The sequence below is a fragment of the Psychrobacter sp. 1U1 genome (assembly GCF_051847535.1).
Lineage (GTDB): Bacteria > Pseudomonadota > Gammaproteobacteria > Pseudomonadales > Moraxellaceae > Psychrobacter > Psychrobacter saeujeotis.
Genome location: NZ_JBPYDD010000002.1, coordinates 16,922 through 32,627 on the forward strand (window position 1 = coordinate 16,922; position 15,706 = coordinate 32,627).

Annotated in this window: 9 protein-coding genes, 2 pseudogenes and 1 other annotated feature; of the genes and pseudogenes, 7 read left to right on the top strand and 4 right to left on the bottom strand. The window is 39.5% G+C overall.

From position 1 onward, the window contains the following. The first annotated feature begins 21 nt into the window (after positions 1-21). The 4 genes from ACS8FB_RS02440 to ACS8FB_RS02455 all read left to right on the top strand — a co-directional run bounded on the left by ACS8FB_RS02440 (position 22) and on the right by ACS8FB_RS02455 (position 5,106). Complete coding sequence (locus ACS8FB_RS02440; RefSeq protein ID WP_439260844.1) at positions 22-642, top strand: hypothetical protein; 621 nt, start codon at positions 22-24, stop codon at positions 640-642. Positions 643-810: 168 nt separating this feature from the next. Beyond that, a complete protein-coding gene (locus ACS8FB_RS02445) occupies positions 811-1,512 on the top strand; it encodes a hypothetical protein (RefSeq protein ID WP_439260845.1) in 702 nt (233 codons plus the stop codon). A 50-nt stretch (positions 1,513-1,562) separates the two neighbouring features. After that, on the top strand, positions 1,563-3,764 hold the full coding sequence (locus ACS8FB_RS02450) for a DEAD/DEAH box helicase (RefSeq protein WP_439260846.1): 2,202 nt from the start codon (positions 1,563-1,565) through the stop codon (positions 3,762-3,764). Then, the gene (locus ACS8FB_RS02455; protein WP_439260847.1) at positions 3,757-5,106 is read left to right on the top strand and encodes a GIY-YIG nuclease family protein; all 1,350 of its coding nucleotides are present in this window, start codon (positions 3,757-3,759) and stop codon (positions 5,104-5,106) included. Before ACS8FB_RS02450 ends, ACS8FB_RS02455 begins: the two co-directional genes overlap by 8 nt. 183 nt (positions 5,107-5,289) lie before the next feature. On the opposite strand, the pseudogene ACS8FB_RS02460 reads toward ACS8FB_RS02455, so the two are convergent. Beyond that, positions 5,290-6,005: pseudogene (locus tag ACS8FB_RS02460) on the bottom strand (IS3 family transposase); the annotation flags it as partial. Beyond that, positions 5,614-5,730: a sequence feature (AL1L pseudoknot), on the bottom strand. (Overlaps the previous pseudogene by 117 nt.) A 185-nt stretch (positions 6,006-6,190) precedes the next feature. Here ACS8FB_RS02460 and ACS8FB_RS02465 point away from each other — a divergent pair. Continuing rightward, complete coding sequence (locus ACS8FB_RS02465; RefSeq protein WP_439260848.1) at positions 6,191-7,138, top strand: XRE family transcriptional regulator; 948 nt, start codon at positions 6,191-6,193, stop codon at positions 7,136-7,138. 159 nt (positions 7,139-7,297) lie between these two features. Here ACS8FB_RS02465 and ACS8FB_RS02470 read toward each other — a convergent pair. Then, positions 7,298-8,579, bottom strand: a pseudogene (locus ACS8FB_RS02470) (IS256 family transposase). Positions 8,580-9,489: 910 nt separating this feature from the next. On the opposite strand from ACS8FB_RS02470, the gene ACS8FB_RS02475 reads away from it, so the two are divergent. Then, a complete protein-coding gene (locus ACS8FB_RS02475) occupies positions 9,490-9,762 on the top strand; it encodes a helix-turn-helix domain-containing protein (protein ID WP_439260849.1) in 273 nt (90 codons plus the stop codon). Positions 9,763-9,872: 110 nt separating this feature from the next. After that, the gene (locus ACS8FB_RS02480; RefSeq protein ID WP_439260850.1) at positions 9,873-11,738 is read left to right on the top strand and encodes a DUF927 domain-containing protein; all 1,866 of its coding nucleotides are present in this window, start codon (positions 9,873-9,875) and stop codon (positions 11,736-11,738) included. 943 nt (positions 11,739-12,681) lie between these two features. Here ACS8FB_RS02480 and ACS8FB_RS02485 read toward each other — a convergent pair. Both ACS8FB_RS02485 and hglS read right to left on the bottom strand, forming a co-directional pair. Then, entirely contained in the window at positions 12,682-14,076 is a 1,395-nt protein-coding gene (locus tag ACS8FB_RS02485) for an FAD-binding oxidoreductase (protein ID WP_439260851.1), read from the bottom strand. A 96-nt stretch (positions 14,077-14,172) separates the two neighbouring features. Further along, the gene (gene hglS, locus ACS8FB_RS02490) at positions 14,173-15,639 is read right to left on the bottom strand and encodes a 2-oxoadipate dioxygenase/decarboxylase HglS (RefSeq protein WP_439260852.1); all 1,467 of its coding nucleotides are present in this window, start codon (positions 15,637-15,639) and stop codon (positions 14,173-14,175) included. Positions 15,640-15,706: the final 67 nt, after the last annotated feature.

A 15,706-nucleotide genomic window follows, 5' to 3' on the forward strand; every position in this document is an offset into this window, starting at 1 on the left:
CCCCTTATTAAAGAGCGTTCTATGATGATTTCTAAAATCTTACCAAGCGTAGCCTTTACTGCCCTACTCGTACTTTCTATGGGTCAAGCATCAGCCGCGCCACAAAGCGAGCTCATATCGCTAAAAGGCAAAAATGGTCAAGACCTTCCTATGGGTGATATGTTCATAATGTTTGCTTGGATGGAGGATGGCTGTATCGGAGACGGACCCATTTATAGTTCTATCAATGAAAATCATAATAAGTTCATTAGCAAAACAATGAAAATGAAGACGCTTGCAGAACCGAATAAAAATGATGAGATTTATGAGTTTTCTATAGCTCCACGGTCTCAATGGGCCCCTGGCTATAGCCCACTGATGAAGGATGTGAGCATTCAGACCAGTAATGAGTATACTGAATATCATATTAAATTTGCAAATGGGGTCAAATATCGCGAACAGCCCATAGCAGAATACCATTATAAATTTAGACCTGAGTCAGAAGGTGGCGAATACGTTCTAAAGTTTGCTAAAAACGCAGATATGCAAAGTGTTTGGAAACATTTCAAAACACGTCAGACATCAGACTATATGGATGATAGTTTATATGATTCAAAAGCTAGGTTTGATCGTAATAATAATACGATAACTTGTGTTTACTAATTTCATATTATTGTTATGACAAATCAGCCTGTAGAGGCTAAAAGCAGAGTAAGAAAGCAAGTGAAACTCCAACGCTAAAAACAATTCTTTTTATGAATTGTCTTTAGTAGTGAGCACTTAATAATAGTTAACGAAACCAATCTAAAACCATCCAAAAGGATTTGAAAAATGAGCATAAAACTCCCATTGACCGTGGCTATCGGCGCGACTTTATTCTTAAGTGGCTGCGCTGAAACCTCAGCACTTGGCAGTGCAGTAAGTCAAACTGTAAACTCTGTTGTAACTGGTACCGTAAATGGCATTCAAGAAGGGATAAGCCAAGCTGGAAACCAAAACTCAGGTACGCAATCAAGAACGATGCCGAATAGTGATATGTATAATTTATTTGGTTGGATGGAAGATGGATGCATGGGTGACAGCAATGCCGTTTATCAGAAAATTAGAAATAACTATAGTCAGTTTACAGACAGCTTTGTACAGACAGTAGAGGTTGCGCCTACCGACCCTAGAGCGTCGCAAGTTAGATACATCGTCAAACCAAAAAACCAGTGGCCTGCTGGATATCAAAACTTAATCAAAGATATCGTGGTATCAACTCCAGATAACTTTGATATCACTTATAAAGTCATATTCAAAGATACCGTCAAATACCGAGGCCAGCCTTTGGATACTTTCTCTTTTCAATTTACCTCTGGAACCGAAGGCTCGCAACAAGTTCTAAACTTTGATAGTAGCGCCAACATGGCTACCGTATTTTCTAATTTCCGTACTCGTCAATACGAACCGTATTGGGGTGAACCAGGTAAAGTTTACACCAATGGTGCCAAATATAATCCTAGCAGTAAAACAATCACTTGCGATGGTGATTAGTTTTTAACTAATCAAACAGATGTGAAGATTTATATTTTTAAGGATTAGCAATGAGCAAAATGGTTAATATATTAAATCAAACTTACGCCCGCACTGGTCAGAGCAAAAAGAACAACGAGCTTGGTATGCGTGAAATGCAGGCACGTGCGTTCGAGAAGCGTAATAGCCAGTATTTGCTTATTAAGTCGCCACCCGCCTCTGGTAAGTCACGCGCTATGATGTTTTTGGCCTTGGATAAGCTTATTAATCAAGGCATCAAAAAAGTCATCATTGCCGTACCAGAGATGAGTATTGGCAAATCCTTTAGATCAACAGCGCTTAGTGATTATGGTTTTTTTGCCGATTGGGAGGTAGCAGACCGCTATAACTTATGCTTAAGCCTCGCTCAAAGTGATACTCGCAAGACCGCTATCTTCTCAGAGTTTATCAATGGTGATAGCGATGATGACTCTCTACCCCAAGTCCTAGTCTGTACTCATCACAGCTTTAGATATGGCTTTGATAAGGTCATCGAAGATGGTGGCAGTATCGAGCTATTTAACGACGTTCTTATCGGTATCGATGAATTCCATCACGTATCAGCAGATGAATCTAACCGCTTGGGCGCCATACTAGATGGCATTATGATGCAGACTAGCGCTCATATTGTGGCAATGACTGGCTCTTACTTCCGTGGCGACTCAGTACCTATCTTGTCAGATAGCGATGAAGAAAAGTTCGATAAGGTGACTTATACCTATTATGAACAGCTGAATGGTTATGAGCACCTAAAGTCATTAGGACTCGGCTATCACTTTTACAAAAAGTCATTTTTTGATGCCTTAGACGAGTGCTTGGATACCAGTAAAAAAACCATTATTCACATCCCGAACGTCAATAGCTTAACCGCTGAGACAGACAAGTATGAGACCGTTGGTCGTATCATAGATATTATCGGTGAAAGTGAATCTCGTGATGAGAATACTGGTGTCATCACCATACGGTCACATGATGGCAGGCGTTTACTACTCGCTGACTTAGTGACTGATGATGCCATACGAGTGAATACACAGGCTTACTTAGCTGATATTACCTCTCGTGATGATATGGATATCATCGTAGCCCTTGGAATGGCAAAAGAAGGCTTCGACTGGGAGTATTGTGAGCATGTATTAACCATTGGCTATCGCGGCTCTCTAACCGAGGTAGTACAGATTATTGGGCGCTCAACACGCGATAGCGCGGGCAAACACCATGCCCAATTTACCAACCTAATCGCTGAGCCAGAAGCGGATAAGTCTGAGGTGACAAGCTCTGTCAATGATTTATTAAAGGCCATTACTCTATCGCTGCTGATGGAGCAAGTACTTAAACCTAATATCAACTTTAAACGTCGTAGTGAGCTAGACATATTAGGCACGTTAGACTTGCCGGCAGGTACCATTATTATTGATGACACCGTCAATCCTCCCTCTGATCGAGTGATGAAGATACTCAACCAAGACCGTGACGAGATATTGGCGCAGCTAGCCCAAAACACAGATAGTATTAAAAAGTATATCGCTGCCGAAACCAATAATGTAGAGACCGAAGCCGTATCAGATACCGTCATCCCAAGTATTATTCGTAGTAAATACCCGACACTAGATGCCAATGAAGTACGGCAAGTACAAGAAGGCGTCATGCAATATATGGCCATTAACCGCCAAGGTGGCGTGGTTGAAGGTAAGGATATCCCTGAAGATGCGATCATCGAAAATGAGCGCTGTTTCATTAAGCAAGGCACGGAGTATGTAGATATCGCTACTCTAAATGCTGAACGAAAAAGTCAGCTCAATGAAAACGACATTATTAAAGAGCGCCACCTGCCAGCTGACGCAAAAATATATAACCCTAAAACCAAATCAAGTAGCAGCAATGACTCAAATCCTAGCAACGGCTTTGTGAAGGTTGGCAGTAAGTTTGTCAATGTAAACAACCTTCCCATCGATCTTGTCAAATCAGTCAACCCCTTTCATGATGCCTATGAAGTCCTTTCTAGGACAGTCGACAAAGAAGTACTACAAACCATCAATGACGTCGTGCATGCCAGCCGTTCTACCGTCACTGAGGCAGAAGCGGTCCTGATGTGGCCAAAGATAGTTGCGTTTATCAAGAATAAAGGTCGTCAGCCTAATAGAAACTCAGAAGATGCTATCGAGCGGCGTATGACTGAAGTTATCTCCTATGTTAGAAACCAAAAAGCCAAGCGAGAAGCCAATAGTCATGATTAAACTCGACGAGATCTACCAAAGTCGTGAGTACAAGACACTAGAAGATATTTTTTCTAATGACAGTACCGGTCTATTAGACGATATAAAGCCCGTTACAAATAGCTCGGCGAATAACAGCGTTTTAGCGCAGCAATTTGACACTATCAACCTTTTTATCGATCAACAGGGGCGCATACCCAGTAGCAGTGCTAGCGATATTAATGAAAAGATAAATGCTCGCCTCTTAGCTACCATACAAACCAACCACGCAAACTCGCAAGAATTGCTAGCTTTAGATAAGCATGGTTTATTGGCTACGCAAAGTACTACTTTTACCCTATCTGACAAACCGACACTCTCAGACAAAGGCGTGAGCAATAAGGATGATGGGTCTGAAAAGGCAGTCAGCGATAGCACTAAAGAAGCTGAGCCGGTAACCGTGACTGTTAGCGAGCCACCTGTTATTAACAGTCTAGATGATATTTTCAACAGTGATGACCTAGGGATTTTTGACAACATCCATTCTGAAATTTTAGTCAGTGACAGTCAGAGCAATACACGTGCCAGCTATGATCAATACAATGACGAAGATATAGCAACTCGCTTTGAATGTAAGGACTTTTATAAGTTTGAAGCAACCTTTGAGCGCATATCTAAAGCTATTCAAACGGGGGCTTTTACCAAAAATAATTTTTCATCGGTGAAAGACATCAATATCGGTAGTGTCTTTGTTTTAAACGGCATGCTTTGTTATGTGGCTGATATCTATCAAGCAGAGGCTAGAAAGAACACTCGAAGCCAAGAGAGGCTACGCTTAATATTTTCTAACGGTACAGAGTCGAATATGCTTACTCATTCATTGGCTACCGCGCAGTATAAATATGAAAACAGCTATCAGCTCTTAATTACTGATCCTGACTGGATGGATGATGAGCTCGCCAAAAACTTTGGAGACAATCGGCAACTTACTGGTGTCATTTATGTCGCCAAGCTAACTGATACCCCAAGCAACTTAGCCCACTATAAGCACCTGCATAAATTAGGTTTCTCTACCCTTACAGGAGAGGCGCGTACCAAGTATTCGATTAGAGATACTGCTTTCTTGCAACAGCCCGTAGATATCATTGCTGAGTGGCAAGTTTATGATGCCAATGCGCGTAGTGTGGAAGGTGTACTGCATGCTTTCTTCTATGATCAAAGAGTCAAGGTATCTTCAAAAGCAGCAAACGATAACCTTTACAAGGCGACTGAATGGTTCAACATTCCCCTTAATGAGATCGAAAAAGCTATTAATCTTGTTATCGCCGGGGACATTAAAAACTATCGAATGGATGGTGCGGCTGGCAAGGTGGTGTTGAAGTGATAAACTTCTACGGGATTAATTTATATCTATGAGTTAAGTATTACTAGATGCCATTACCTACAATATTACGGGTCTACAGATAGCATTTATAGATATAAACTATCAACCAAAATATGAACACACTATACTGATAAAATCTCTAAGTCAGCATTCACAATGCTTCCACTACAAATTGATAATAATGAGATTTGACAGGTGGCTTTGTGAAAGTCGGGGTTTGACTAAGTCATCAGCGCGCTTTTGGTCGTCACGGCTGTTGGTGGTAATCTTGCCTTTGCCACGCCAGACGCCTTGTAGGCCATACTGCTTCATTAATCGCTCTACGGTACACCGAGCAATACATAATCCTTCTGCTTTCATCTGCTGCCAGACTTTACGCGCACCGTAACGGCATTTGCTATCCTGCCAAATACGTTTAATCTCACCGATGTAATAGTCGTCATGCTGACTGCGCAGTGAACGCTTGTGTGGGTTGTCGCTTAAGTCTTGAGCACGATAATAAGTTGACGGGGCAATCGGTAGGACTCTACAGATCAGCTCGACCCCATAAAGGTGTTTATTGTCGTCGATGAAGTGAATCATGATTTTAGTCAGCGGTCGAGCTCCGCCTGGGCGAAAAAAGCAGCAGCCTTACGTATAATCTCATTGGCTTGCTTGAGCTCTTTATTCTCGCGTTCAAGCTCTTTAATACGTTGCTCTTGGCTTTGAGCTTGCACTGAAGCAGGAATGGTTTGATCGATGTGCTTTTTATGCCAAGACCGCAGAGTTTCAGGCGTGCAGCCAATCTTAGGGGCAATGGCTTGAATAGCTGACCATGTAGAGGGATAGTCGCCTGCTGCTTCAATCAGCATGCGAACGGCGCGTTCTTTAATCTCAGGAGTGTAGTTTCGTGTTTTCATTGTCGTATTCTCTCAGAATGTTAAGTCTCCGACAATCCCGGGGCGGTTCATAGTAGCAGTATAAAGGTTCGACTATTCCTATATAAGTGGAAATTTTCTCACTTGAGAGCATATTTAAAAAGTTTCCTATGCTAAAATAAATATAGGGAAACTTTTTACAACCTTATTTTTCATAGGTGGAATATATGAGTGAAGACTTGCAAGCCATGGCTGAAAGAATTAGAAGCTGTATGAAAGATGAAAAACTGAAACAGAGCGATATTGTAAAAACTACGGGGGTTTCTAAAAGTAGTGTATCTAAATGGCTATCTGGTAAAGCACGCCCAACCGGGAAATACTTGCTGCGTTTGTCACAAGTTTTAAATCAAACAGAAGACTGGATTTTAAACGGTGACAATCCTTGCTATCCTGGTTATGACGACGGTTTTAATATAGATTATGATTATGAAAATAGTAAGGACAGTAAGGATTACTATAACAGAGATTATTTAATAAAAACTTTGAATCTAGACCCTAAATTACCCTATAGTATAGATTATTTAACAGAAACATATGAAGATCAGCAATGGAAAGCTTTCAGAAAAGCTCAAGAAGAGCATGAAAAAAGATTTGAATTATCTCAAGAACAAGAAGAAGAACTATGGGAACATCATCAACAAGAGTTACTAGAAAATGAAATGGAGGTTAAGTGTCAAAATCACGACACATTATTAGAGTTGGAAAAAATATTGTCTTCAGGTGCTGATAATTCAAAATTCCAATACACAGAGCTGTATCTAAAAAAACCTGCTGAAATTGCTAAGTTAGCCAATGCTAATCTCAGTAAAACCATATATTACACTCAAGAAGATGAAAGCATGGAACCTATCATAAATCTTGGTGTGCAGTGTGCAGTAGATATTAGTAGTATCAATGTACAAGATGGGAAGTTCTATTTAATTAAGTTGGGACAATCATACAATATTAGAGCATTATTTCATCGATCTGATAGTGGTTTATTACTACACAGTGAAAACGAAAGGTTTCATGATGAGATCTTGCTCAAGGAAGATGTTAAAAACTTGAAAATAGTAGGTCAACTATACTCATGGACTAATATCGTTCCTATCCAAAGAGGCATCTTGGATAAATAATTTAAAGAGAGTCCAATGATTTTAAAGATTTAGCTCAAATAATCTAGATTTATTTTGCAAATAGAACACACTATTCAGTGTTCCCATGAAAAACTGCGTCTAGGCTATAATATTATACAGAATACGGCGAGACCATCCCAGATTCTGTGTAACTGCCATTTAGATTAAATGCTTACTGATACGATCATCAAACATAATCATAAAACGATTAAGAGCAGACGTCCAGTTACGAATCGGCATCGACCACTTTTTAGACGCCTGCTGGGTGGCTAAGTACACCACTTTGAATGCCGCCTGATCAGACGGGAACACCTTACGCTTATTTACCGCTGTACGAATCACACTGTTTAGCGACTCAATCGCATTGGTGGTATAAATCACTTTTCTGATGTCTTTCGGGTACTCAAAGAACACCGTTAAGCCCTCCCAGTTATTACGCCAAGACTTGATGACATGCGGGTACTCTTTGCCCCATACCTCATCAAAGTGCTCAAGGTTGGCCTCTGCTATCTCAAGCGTATCAGCACCATAGATGGCCTTTAAATCAGCCGCTACGGCCTTCTTATCTGTCCAAGGTACAAACTTCATTGAATAGCGCACCATATGCACGATACACAGCTGAACCTGAGCGTTGGGATAAACGGTGTTGATGGCATCGGGGAAGCCCTTTAAGCCATCGACACAGGCAATGAGGATATCTTGTACCCCGCGGTTTTGTAGTTCAGTGAGAACACCCAGCCAGAACTTAGCGCCTTCATTCTCTGATAACCACATACCAAGCAGCTCTTTTTTACCATCAAGAGCAACACCTAGCGCTAAGTAAATGGCTTTGTTGATGATCTGCTTGTCTTGACGTATCTTCACGACGATGCAGTCTAGATAGACGATAGGATAAACACTGCTCAGCGGCCGGTTCTGCCAAGCGGTGATGTCCTCTAATATGTTATCGGTGACTCTTGAGACAAGAGAGCTTGAGATGTCGACATCGTAGAGCTCTTTAATGCTCTCTACGATCTCAGTGGTGGTTTGACCCTTGGCGTATGAGCGAGGATCAGCAAGTGTCTGGGAGACACTTGCCCGAAGCGCAAGACGTAAGGCTATGCCTGTAGTGAAATATGATTTTATCATCGAGACCTGAGATACGGGTTTGATGCTTGCGCACGAGTGTAGGTTCAAAGTCACCATGACGGTCTCTTGGGGTGGATATCTCAAGATCGCCTGTGTCACTGCGGACGGTCTTTTTAGTGTGCCCGTTGCGTTTGTTTGGCTTGTCTGATTTCTCATGCTTGGGGTAGCCGAGATGCTCTTCCATCTCAGCCTCTAAGGCAGTGTCGATAAAGGATTGCATGAGCTGCTTCTGAAAGTCTTTGATGTCATCAAAGCTTTTCATGCTACCAGCCATTTGCTCGGCCAGTTTTTTAATGTCAGATTGAGTAGTCATTGCTTATTCTCCTGTTAGTGGATTATAAGCAGTTACACAAAGTTTGGGAAACTCCCAATACGGCTTGCTTCATACATTATGAAATTCAGAACTTTTATTATTAATTCTGCTATAAATATTCGTTTTTTATTTGCATTAGATTATATTAAAACACGTCATTAATTACATCAAATAATACAATAAACTATATGATTAGCACCTAAGACGTAGTGGGATATTTTAGCATACCGAGAGACAATCACATTGCCTTCACCGCTTTAATAGATACAATCGCACAAGCATCTACATATTAAACCCTGTTTGCACAATACTGAGATCAAAAAACTCATCTGAGCCTAGATAGTTCATGAGGTCCGCCTTCTATTAGATAAAATCCTGTTATATTAACCAGCGAATCTATATATTTATACATTTTAGTTGTCAGTCTACTTTAGCTTGAACCGATAGATTACTCAATTTTGTCCCAGTAATATGCCAATGGACCTTATCAACGGTTGCATCTAGCTTAGCGTATTCATTGTTATATTCCTCAGACCTAACATTAGCTCCCACTCTCATACTCCTTACTTAGCTCACCAGGCAAGTATTTTTAATTCCCTTCTCTTGCTCATCATACAAAGCATCCTATCTTGTCATAGATTCTAATATTACCTGTCTAAACATAGGATAAGCATACCTTATCCTATAATAGGTTCGCTAATTGATAGTATATCCTAGCTCGCTATTTTTAGCTTAATGGCTTTGGAGATATTCAGTAATAGAGTAAAAAAACCCTATGGTTATAGGGTTTTTTTACTCTATTACGTTTCTTATTAAGAAAAAGAGGTTATTTATCTTGTAAATAGTGGTTTCTTTGGTATTATTAGAAACTCTTATAGCAATTTTAATCAATAAATAACAGGATATGACTATGACTCGCAGAAAAAACTGGTCTTTATATACTCATGAAGAGATCGAATCAATGAAAAAAAGCGTAACTGAAGCTCATCCTAATACGCCTTTTTCTCCCGAGTATGCAGCTGCATATCTAGGAAAATCCATAAGTACTTTGCAATATATGCGTTGCCATAAATCTGACGGCATTATATATAGTAAGGTTGGTGGGCATATCGTGTATCGTAAAAAGCATTTAGAAGAATATTTAAATAAATTTGAGAAGCTTTTTTGCACAGCTCATTATTAGCTTCAAGTATTTTGATAGCGTATCGACCCCCATCCTTCGTTTTCTTTCAAAGAAAATAGAAGATTTGCAGTTATGAATTATGTATTTTATATTTCAAAGGAGAAGTTGTTATGAGTAATAGCACCCAAGATAGTGATATAGGTTTTGAGGAAGCTGAAGAAAATATTGAGCTTATTAAGCCTATAAAAGAAAACCTGTCCACTTTGCAGAGTAGACAGGTAGATGAAACCTTACTGACAGATGATCTTTGTGAATCATCGTCTGCTATTGTAGCAGACGATAGTCTTACTGAGCCAGCAATGAAATATGAAAAAGGATACATCGAGCAATGTATCGACGGTTTGTATTATATTGTTGAAAGTAAGTATGGATCAGGGCCGAAGAGAGAACAGATCTGCTCCCCTATGAAAGTCGTAGCTCAAAGTCAAAATATTGATAAGACAAACTGGTCTATAATTTTAGAGTGGTTGGACAAGTCAAATACATTGCATAGATGGTCAGTACCAAAAGAACTCATGCAAGGCGATAGTCGTAAGTATCGTAGGGATCTAGCTCGAAGAGGATTAGTTGTCTCTACAAAGAAATATTTACAAGATGCTCTAGATTTTTATCTAAACAACCACCCAACTGAAAAATTACTTATTTTTACTAATAGAGTTGGGTGGCATGATGATGATGTTTTTGTTATGCCTAATAGAACCTATGGAGAAACAAATAAAGACATTACTTATCAGTCAGAAAAATCTTTAAGTCATGCGTATGGCGAAAAAGGTACTCTTGAAGAGTGGCGAGAAAAACTATGTTCTCCATTAGGAAATCAAAGTCGCCTAAATTTTGCTATTAGTTGCGCATTTGCTGGTTCTCTACTCAAACTTTTAGACATTGAGGGTGGTGGGTTTCATATAGTAGGAAAATCTAGTATTGGGAAATCAGTCAGCTTACATGTAGCAGCTAGCATTTGGGGTAGTAGAGATTACGTTAGAAACTGGAATACAACTAAAAACGCTATTGAAGCTTTGGCAAGCATATGTAACGATGGTGCTTTAATGATGGATGAAATAAGCCAGTCTGAAAGCAATGACTTAGATGATATGTCTTATATGTTGGCAAATGGTAGGGGTAAAAATAGGAGTACACCTAATGGGGATAATAGAATTATTCAAACCTGGCGAATCTTATTATTATCTAGCGGTGAAGAAACACTAAAATCTATAATGAGTCAATCTAAGAAGCGATGTAATGCTGGTATGGAGGTACGTTTATGCCACATTGATGCTGATGCAGGAAAAAAACTAGGTATTTTCGATAGTCTGGTTTTAGCCAGCACACCTGAAGAACAGGCTGATATATTGACAACATTAACAGGTCAATATTATGGAACTGCTGGAACGAGCTGGCTTAATTATATTACTCGATATAAAGAGTCAGTAATCATCGAAGCAAACCTGCTAATTAAAGAGTTTATGAGCGATCATGATTATGTTAAATCTCAAGCCTATAGAGTTTGTAAACGAATGGCAGTTGTGGCTGCTGCTGGAGAGTTAGCTACACGAGCCGGAATTACAGGCTGGCAAGATGGACAAGCTATATCTGCAGCAAAAATATGCTTCAAAAATTGGCTCGATAATTATGGGCATGATGGTAAACAAGAAGATCGGCAAATAATTGGTCATATAGCTGGTTATCTAGAAAAGTATGCAGATAGTCGTTTCCAGACTGTGGGCCGTCGCACTCAAAAAATAAGTAAAAAATCTGGCTATTATAAGCAGGATGATGATCTCTATCTCTTTGGTATCAATACATTCGAAGAGATATGCCTGCCCTATAGTAAAAATCAGGTGTTAGATATTCTTAGAAGACACAATCTACTTCGTTTTGATAAAGATGGTCGCAGTTCTTTGAAGCTAAACAATAAAAGTATTGATTATGGTCGCGCTTATGCTGTAAAAGGTGAAATCATGCGCTATGATTTTTAATATTTTTTTTAGTTAATATACTGGATCGACCACTAATGATCGTTACACAGTATAAGTACACTTAACGCACTCATTTAACCACAATTCCTAATTGTCTAAGATAATATCTTAGACAATTAGTTTTTCTATCTGCAATAATTATTCTAATTTTAGATCTTTTGGATTTAAACATTACTGCAGTCAATCCTCTATAAATTAGATACGGTGTCAGACTAGCTTAGTCTACTATTTGTAGTGCTCTCACTCGGCTTCCTCATATCCAGATTATATTTAACAGACTATACAATGCCTTCTCCACTATTCTTTTGTTCATAATATTTTCTATTATCATTAGCTGTCACAGTAGCCCCAACTCTTTTATGATGCTGACCTATAATAGCACTTGCATATACATTACTAATTTTGGTATCCATTTCTATGAAAGAACTTTATAAATATCAATACTGACATTATGCATAAATATGCTGGGAACTTTGGGAACTTTAGAAAAACCTAACTTTTTCAAACTGTATACAAGCTATAGGAAGCCTTCACTTCCCTACCTTAATTAGGAAAATATGATTTTTCCATTTCACGTATGCAGTTCCCAATATCTTTCTCCTAAACATAAGCTATTGAATAAATATATCAAGCCGCTTGGTTTAGTTTTTATGTTCGTGCAGACCTAACTATACACCCCAATATTATGTTGTCCGAAACATCAATAACATCTCCATATGTCATGGATTTATTTTACTCTGATGAGTCGAAAAAACCCATACATACTATTATTTGTATAGCGTAGAAGGCTGAGGTATAAAATCCACTTTTCTCAAGTGATGTTATTAATATTGGGGTTTGATGCTAGCGCATCTAAGCTTCTCTTTAACCTGCTGATTGAAATTGCACTTCATTTGTTAATCTAAGTGCCATTTAAATCATTAATTTAATATTAAATGAACAACTACATATCAAAAATCTTACCACGGTTCATAATATTATTGGGATCAAAGACTTTTTTGACTTCTTTTAAATACTCAATCTCAGTCTCACTGCGGCTATACTGTAGATAAGGCTTTTTAGTCATACCAACACCATGCTCAGCTGAGACCGAGCCACCATATTTTTGTACCGTTTCAAATACGTATTTATTGACAACCTGACACTCTGCAAAGAAATCGTCTTTACTCATATTTTCAGGCTTTAAAATATTCAGGTGCAAGTTGCCATCACCAATATGACCAAACCAGCAGACTTCAAAGTCAGGATAGTTACTGCTGACGATATGATCAATCTCGTTGATAAAGTCAGGGACGTAGCTGATTAATACTGAAACGTCGTTTTTGTAAGGGGTGAATACTGAAATGGTTTCTGAGATGTATTCGCGCAGCTTCCACAACTCTTCTGCTTGTGCAAGGTTTTGACTCATTACACCATCGACGACCCAGCCTTGCTCCATACACTCCTCAAATATTGCCATCGCTTTATCCATGATTGGCTCGTAAGGTGCTTCAAATTCTAGCAGCGTATAGAACTTAGTACGAGATTCAAAAGGCTCTTGTACTTGACCATGTGCCATGAGTTTAGCAATCGCTACATCATCAAAAAACTCAAATGCCGTTAAATCAATCTTTGCCTGAAAAGCGGATAAGACATTCATCACATCATTAAAGCTGTCCATGCCAAGAACCATAACGTTTAGGTCTTGCGGCTGACGCTCAAGCTTGATTTGTGCATGGGTCACAAGCCCAAGTGTACCTTCACTACCAATAAATAATTGACGTAAATCATAACCGGTAGCATTTTTCACCATACCGCGATTAAGCTGCAAGATATCACCTTTACCCGTAACCACTGTCAGGCCCATAATCCATTGACGGGTCATGCCATAACGAATGACTTTGATACCGCCGGCATTGGTACCGATATTGCCGCCGATTTGACTAGAGCCTGCCGAAGCAAAGTCGACAGGATAGTAAAGATCTTTTGATTCGGCGAACGCTTGCAGCTGCTGAGTCACTACACCGGCTTCAATCTCAACCATACGATCAGCAGGATAGAACTGTCCTATATGGTTCATTTTATCCATACTGACGACAATTTCGCCATTGGCAGCAACGGCACCAGCTGACAAACCCGTACGCCCGCCACTTGGGGTGAGGACGACGTTGTGTTCATTAGCAAGGAGTACAATCGCTTGTACTTGCTCAGTGGTCTTTGGAAAGACGATAGCAGAAGCAGCTGGGGCGAAATGCTTGGTCCAGTCTTTGCCCCAATGCTCTAGACTTTCGCTATCAGTTTTGATTTGGCTGTCATCAAATTGATGGCTATCTATTAAAACTTTCAGAAGTTTATTCACTAAAAACACTTCCTAATACAATGAATTATGTTTATGAAGCTATTACTAGATTAATAAAATCAATTCTAGTAATAATAAGTTATATGTACCGAGTATTTATATAGAAGATTTTAATGCAAATAAACACTCTTGAATGCTTTTAGCTTGTTGATCAGCATACAAATCTAATTCATCATATACATGTACTCCAAGTGATTTTTCAAATTCGTTTTGATTTGAATTACCTTCATAACTGCTTTGTTTATCACCATTCAGATTAGACTGAAAAATTCCTGCAGCGCTGACTGGTAAAAAATCCTCATAAACGATGGGCTCGAGACGAACAACACCCTGCTCAATCAATTGAGTCATGATTGGCTTTAAGATAGACTCATCTGAATAACCATCTTCTAAAGAATTTAGATTTAACTCAGAACTAGCACTACTCTTATATGGAGCATCATTGACAGCTTGATAGTAAAAGTAAGCTAGTCCTTCATCATGTAGCGTTCGATAGTCATCGGGAAAGGTTTCAAATACACTCTCTAAAATTTGATAATACTGTGAGGCATTGCCTTCGTTCGGAGTTACGCCTAATTGGCTGCGTGCTTGACTAAGCAGCTGGTCATATAGCGCTCTACCCTTTGTTGTTAATGCCACACCGCGCTGCTCAATCTCACCAAATCGTGCAGTATGATGACCCTCTTCATACTCGCCATTTGGATTTTTAAAGCTAACGGCTTCCTCTAATGCCTTAAAGCTCGTCTGTCTTAATAAAATCGGACAATCCCGTTTTGGTGGCCCTTCAATAATTGCTTTTGGCGGGATACCTTTTGCCAGCATACCTTGCTGGACAGTATCTATATCTAATGTTCTAGGCGTTAAATGATTGATATGCGGACCCTTAAAGCCAACGACATCAGCAATAAGTCCATGCTGCTCTAATAAGCGTTGATATAGCTCTTTTGAGACAGGCGTTTTATCATGCCAGCGAAAGGTCTCTAAAGCCTCTGTTACAAACTGCTCACCTTCCTCTGACGTTAAACCGCCCTGCTCTTCAAAGCGTTCAATAAGTCTAATAACATTAGCAGTAAATATTTGACGATTAGCTAATGCCGCTATGGCTTCTTTTTTTAATACTTCATCACCAATTAAATCTAAACGCAATAAAGAGGTGAAAACTCGAAATGGACTTTGATTTAAGTCTTGTGCATCAATGGCCCGAAAAGCCGTAGAGTGAACTGGCACGCCAGCGGGTGCTAAATCATAATAGCCAACAGGATACATACCCATGACGGCAAAGAGACGACGCATCATGTGGAGTTCAGCTGCTGTGCCCAATCTAATCGCTCCGTGACGCTCCATGCTAATTCTATCAATCTCTCCCGTGTGCTCTAACTGATCCTTGATCTCTGGATGTTGCGTTAAAACCTCCGTATTTACTTCAGCTACTAAATCGAGCAAGTCGCCATACAATGGAACTTCGGATTGATACATAGCTGACATCGCCATTGAGAACTCATGGCGAATAGCATTGCTATCCTTTAAATTATTACTTCCCATAACAACCTTATTCTTATTCATAAATATTTATCCTTTTTTTCAAACCTTAAATGTAGATATAAACTACGGCGGCAACCATTAGCGGTGC